Origin of the sequence: Lutibacter sp. (assembly GCF_046055765.1) — a bacterium.
GTDB lineage: Bacteria > Bacteroidota > Bacteroidia > Flavobacteriales > Flavobacteriaceae > Lutibacter.
In genome coordinates, this window is the sequence record NZ_JASFZF010000046.1 from 1 (window position 1) to 5,922 (window position 5,922).

Consider the following 5,922-nt stretch of genomic DNA (forward strand, 5'->3'; position numbering starts at 1 on the left):
TAATAAAAACCTGTAGCTGTCCAATTGATATATTGGAAATTTCATAAAATTCTTTAATTATTTCAGCTGTTATCAAGTGAAATCCTCTCGAAAAAGGTTTAAGACTAATTTCTTTTTGATAAAAATTCATATAAAATTTAATTTATAGCTACATCAACAATTTCATCTGCAATTGCCATACAAGCAGTTGCTGCCGGAGAAGGTGCATTTAGTACATGAATATTTCCATTTTGCTTCATAATTTTAAAATCATCCACCATATTCCCATCGTAATCAATAGCTTGAGCTCTAACTCCTGCTCTCGATGGTTGTACATCATTTGGAGTAATACTAGGCATCATATGTTTTAAAGCATTCACAAATAATCGTTTTGAAAAAGCTCTTTTATATTCATCAATTCCTTTACGCCAATTTTTGAAAAATAATTTCCAAGTTCCTCCAAAAGTTAATGCTTCAAAAGTATCTCTAAAACTAAAACTTGTACGCTTATAGCCTTCTCGTTTAAAGGTAAATACTGCATTTGGACCACATTCTACTCCTCCATGAATCATCCGTGTAAAATGAACTCCTAAGAAAGGATATTTTGGATCGGGAACTGGATATACCAAATTGTTTATTTTATGAGAAGCTTCATCGGTTAATTCAAAATAATCACCTCTAAAACCTACAATATGCATGTCTAATTTTAAGTTATCTTTTTCAGCAGTTCTATCTGATTGCAAACCTGTACAAAAAATTACTTTTTCAGCGGTAAAGTTCCCTAAAGACGTTTCCAATTCGGTTACATTTTCTTTTGAAGAAACATTTACTACTTTACAATTCGTTAATAATTTACTTTCAGGATTTATACTTTCAACTAATTCTACAAATTTATTTGAAACAGCCACATAATCAATAATCCCTGCAGTAGGAACCCAAATGGCTTTTATTGCTTCAATAAATGGTTCTTTTTCTTTGATTTCATCTGTTGATAAGAACTGAATTCCTTCTGTTTTATTTTCTAATCCTTTTGCGTATATCTCTTCTAAAATTGAAAGGTCTTCCTGCTTTGTAGCAACAATTACTTTTCCACAAATATCATATTTAATTGAATATTTTTTAGCAAATTCGACTAATTGTTCTCTTCCGTTTTTACAATTTTTAGCTTTATACGAATCTGGAGTATAGTAAATTCCTGAATGCATAACTCCTGAATTTCTACCCGTTTGATGTAGCCCAACTTTAGCTTCTTTTTCTAATATTGCTACAGATTTATTTGGGTGTTTTAATTGTAATTTATACGCTGTTGCTGTTCCAACAATTCCTGCTCCAACAACAATAAAATCATACTTTTTATTTAACATATTTTGATTCTTTCATAAAGCTTAAAGTTACAAAACCTGCTATAAAAAAGATAGCTAAAATTAATATAAATAAACGTAATGAGCTTGTAAACGATGTTACAATACCTGCTAATGTCATTCCAAAAACAATAGCAACTTTTTCAGTAACATCATAAAAACTAAAATACGTTGCATGATCTTGTGTTGTGTCTGGTATTAATTTTGAATATGTTGACCTAGATAGTGTTTGAATTGCACCTAAAACCAACCCAATAAATCCACCAAGTGCATAAAATTTTAAATATACATCTGGGTCTTCTCTGTGTAACGTATATGCACCCATACAAGCTACACTCCAAATTAAAATTGTGATTTTCAGAGCCTTTATATTCCCAATTTTTTCTGATAATCTTGAAAAAAGAAACGCTCCAAGCACACCTACTAGCTGAATTAACAAAATAGTGATAATTAAATTACTTGTTTCCAATCCTAAATCTTTAGTTCCAAATACAGAAGCTAATAAAATAACTGTTTGTACCCCAATACTATACAAAAAGAATGAAATTAATAGTATTTTTAACTGACTTTGAGTTTTTATTTCTTTAAGTACTAATTTTAGTTCTCTATAACCTTTAAAAATAAAATCTTTTTTAGGTTTCCTTTTAAATGGATTATTTGGTAATCGACTAAAAGTTACTTGAGCAAAACCTATCCACCAAATTCCAACAGTAAGAAAAGAGACTCTCGCAGGAAAAGTAGCATCTGTAATACCATACATTTCTGGTTTCATAACCATCGATAAATTAAAAGCTAATAAAATAATTGAACCTACATAGCCTAGCATAAAACCTTTAGCACTTACCCTATCATGGTCTTTTGGCTCTGCAACTTCAGGTAAATAAGCATTATAAAAAACGATACTTCCCCAAAAACCAATACTAGCCAAAATGGTAAAAACAATTCCAACCCAAACATTTTCCTTTCCTGTAAAAAAGTAAAGTGACATCACTGAAAATGAGCCCAAAAAACAGAAAAATTGCATAAATCGCTTTTTGTTCCCTGTATAATCTGCAATTGCTGATAAAATTGGAGATAAAAATGCCACTACTAAAAATGAAAAACCTAATGCATAGGAATAAAGTGTTGTGTTATGCCAATTTGTTCCCAATAACTTTACAATACCTCCATTTGCACTTGTAACAGACTCATAATAAATTGGGAAAACTGCTGTTCCTATTACCAAAGAATATACAGAATTAGCCCAATCATAAAATGCCCAACCATTAATTAATTTTTTGTCTCCTTTTTTTAACATATTCAATTAAATAAAAAACCGCTCTCATAATTGAGAACGGTTTACAAGATACTATAATTATTTTTTTTAATAAAATACCCCTACTTTTTATGACTATTGAGTATTATATTTCTTTGCTTGCTCAACAGCTATTGGTAAATATGCTCTTAAATTTTTAATTCGAGATTCATTAGATGGATGTGTACTTAAAAACTCTGGTGGAGCTTTTCCTTCAGATCTTTTGCTCATTCTGATCCAGACATTTATAGCTTCTTCAGGTTTATAACCTGCCATAATCATAAACACCATGCCAAGTTTATCAGCTTCTGTTTCGTGAGTTCTACTATATGCTAACATTCCTACTGTAGATCCAACTCCATAAATAGTATTCCACAAATCTCTAGTTTTTGGGTCTTTATTATTTGTACCAATAGCCACAGCAATACCTCCCAATTGTTGACCGTAAGCGCTCGTCATTCTTTCTTGTCCGTGTTTTGCAAAAGCATGCGCTATTTCGTGCCCCATTACAGCCGCAATTCCATCTGTATTATCACAAATAGGTAAAATGCCTGTATAAAAAACAACTTTACCTCCAGGCATACACCAAGCATTCATTGTTTTATCTTCAATTAAATTAAATTCCCAACGGTAACTATTTGCTTCAGATACCATTCCATTAGCGCGCATAAATTTATCTACTGCTTTTGAAATATTCATACCAATATCTTGTATTTCATTAGTCATTTTTGCATTTGAAGATATTTTATTTTCTTTCAAAAACCCTTCATATTGTGCAAAACTAGCTGGTAAAATTTGAGCATCACTAACCAAATTAATTCTTTTTCTACCTGTAATTGGCACTGTGCTACAACTTAATACAAATAAGAATACTACAACTAATGTTACTGTTTTTTTCATTTTTTAATTTTTAAATAAATTGTACTTTTATAAAGTTACAAATTCTATCTTTAGCCACAAATATAAAAGATTAAATGAATAATTTGAAAACCACAAACTCTAAACCAAAAAATAACATTCCAAAAATACCTTTTTCAATAATTTATACAGGAAAAATACTACAATTTATTGCGCCTTCATTAGCAACAATATTTGCACTTAAATTATTTAAAACTCCTATTAGATTTAAAACTCCTGAGCGCGAAAAAGTAATGGCTAAAAGTGCTCAAAAAGAACTATTATTTATACCTAAATTAAATAAAGAAGTAATGGTATACACGTATGGTTATTCAAAAAGAAAAGTTTTATTAGTTCACGGTTGGTCTGGAAGAGGAACACAATTATATAAAATCGCAGATACATTATTAGAACATGGTTTTATGACCATTAGTTTTGATGGGCCTGCTCATGGAAAATCTACAGGAAAAACTACTATGATGAATGAATTTGTAACCGCAATAAAAGGAATTGAAGAAAAATTTGGCCCTTTTGAGTTTGCCATTGGACATTCATTAGGTGGTATGAGTGTTTTAAATAGTGTAAAACAAGGTTTAACTATAAAAAAAGCTGTTATTATTGGCGCTGGTGATATAATTACAGATATTATTTACGATTTTGTAAATAAGTTAAAGTTGAAACCAACAATGGTTCAAAGAATAAAAAAGCATTTTTATAAAAAATATAATGAAGATATTGATAATTATTCAGCTAGTACAGCAGCTAAAAAAACTCCAATACCAACATTAGTAATTCACGACACAGAAGATTATGATGTTCCTGTAAGTTGTGCTTATAATATTCGTCAAAACTTGCAACAAGGTGAACTTTTAATTACCAATGGTTTGGGTCATAGGCGTATATTAAAAGATACCAAAGTTATAAACAAACTTATAGAATTTCTCAAAAGAACTAATTAATATGAAAAATGTATATTTAGCTTTATTTCTAATTTTATTTATGAATTCAACCGTATTTTCACAAACCAAAAACAAGACTCAAATGACTGAAAAAGTGACAAAAACTGAAGATGAATGGAAAAATGAATTAACTCCTCAACAATATTTTGTCCTAAGAGAAAAAGGAACTGATGCTCCAAGTGAAGGTGGTTTAACTTCAAATTTTGAAAAAGGAACTTATTTATGTGCTGCGTGTAATACTCAATTATTTAAATCTAACAGTAAATTTGAATCGCACTGTGGTTGGCCTTCGTTTGATGATGCTATTGAAGGAACAGTAAATTATGTTGTAGATAAAACACACGGTATGATACGTACTGAAATAATTTGCGCAACTTGTGGAGGACATTTAGGCCATATTTTTGATGACGGTCCAAAAGAAACTACTGGAAAACGCTATTGTGTAAATACAACTTCTATTAAGTTTGTAAAACAAGAATAACCAAACCTGTGGTGCATTATGATAAAATTTCGTCAATTCGAGTAATTTTAGCCTTTTTAGGCTTAAAATTAGTATCGAGAATAGCTATTTTTAACTGAAAAGCCTATTCTCGATACAATTTTTGATAAAAAATTACTCGAACTGACGTAACAATAAGTTTAAAAAATCAAAATGCACAATGTGTAAAAGTAGTATTAATTTTATGCAAAAAGGTTTCAGAATAACGCTGAAACCTTTTAATAAATTATTTATTCTAAAATTAATATAACAAGCTACTGCCCTAAATAAATATAGGTATTTACACTTAACGTTGTTGGTGTAATATCCATTGCTTGTTGTGCAACACCTCCATTAATAGACGATGTTGTTACAGTATGTGCATGAGCACCAGCAGTACTAGTATACTCTCCAGCTCCCGATCCGTCATTATTTGAAAGCACATAATCACTGTTACCGCCTGCAGATGTAAGGTCATCACTTGTATTTCCATAAATATAATGGTTATGATTTCCAGCAGAATTTGTTGTTCCTGAAAGGGTTACATTAGGTAGGTTATTTTGAGCAATAGTTTTAGAATTACTACCACTTACACTTCCTAAAGTACCACCGTTTTGACTTAAATAGGCATTTGTTGCATTTGGCAAATTTCCAACTAAACCAAGGTTTGCAGCTTCAGTTTGCTGTGTGCTAGTTAAACTAGAAATAGCTGCACCGTCTAGCTTTACCCAACCACTAGGCATAGATAAAGCAATAGTTTGTTTTATTTCACCTATTGTTGCGGTATTAGCAGCAATAGCAGTATTTTGAGTTATTTGTTCTGTTTGCAAGGTCGAAATAGCTGTTGCATTAATCCCTTCTGCTGTGGTTGCTCTTGATACTTCTGTTGCTAAATCTGTAGTTAGTGTTGCATCTGCTAATTCACTTGCTGTTTGATTTGCATCTACATCTGAT

At 30.7% G+C, this 5,922-nt stretch carries 5 protein-coding genes and 1 pseudogene; 2 read left to right on the plus strand and 4 right to left on the minus strand.

The genetic code is table 11. From position 1 onward, the window contains the following. Positions 1-137 precede the first annotated feature (137 nt). The 3 genes from lhgO to QM495_RS05370 all read right to left on the minus strand — a co-directional run bounded on the left by lhgO (position 138) and on the right by QM495_RS05370 (position 3,534). Positions 138-1,343, minus strand: coding sequence for an L-2-hydroxyglutarate oxidase (gene lhgO, locus QM495_RS05360; RefSeq protein ID WP_408671084.1), 1,206 nt, complete (start codon positions 1,341-1,343; stop codon positions 138-140). After that, positions 1,333-2,637, minus strand: a complete 1,305-nt coding sequence (locus tag QM495_RS05365; protein ID WP_408671085.1) for an MFS transporter — start codon at positions 2,635-2,637, stop codon at positions 1,333-1,335. The genes lhgO and QM495_RS05365 overlap by 11 nt, the downstream gene beginning before the upstream one ends. Positions 2,638-2,730: 93 nt before the next feature. After that, complete coding sequence (locus tag QM495_RS05370; RefSeq protein WP_408671086.1) at positions 2,731-3,534, minus strand: M48 family metallopeptidase; 804 nt, start codon at positions 3,532-3,534, stop codon at positions 2,731-2,733. 74 nt (positions 3,535-3,608) lie between these two features. Between QM495_RS05370 and QM495_RS05375 the strand changes: the two genes are divergently transcribed. Both QM495_RS05375 and msrB read left to right on the plus strand, forming a co-directional pair. Continuing rightward, on the plus strand, positions 3,609-4,490 hold the full coding sequence (locus tag QM495_RS05375) for an alpha/beta hydrolase family protein (protein ID WP_408671087.1): 882 nt from the start codon (positions 3,609-3,611) through the stop codon (positions 4,488-4,490). 1 nt (position 4,491) lies between these two features. Then, a complete protein-coding gene (gene msrB, locus QM495_RS05380) occupies positions 4,492-4,971 on the plus strand; it encodes a peptide-methionine (R)-S-oxide reductase MsrB (RefSeq protein ID WP_408671088.1) in 480 nt (159 codons plus the stop codon). A 272-nt stretch (positions 4,972-5,243) separates the two neighbouring features. On the opposite strand, the pseudogene QM495_RS05385 reads toward msrB, so the two are convergent. Next, positions 5,244-5,922, minus strand: a pseudogene (locus tag QM495_RS05385) (hypothetical protein); the annotation flags it as partial.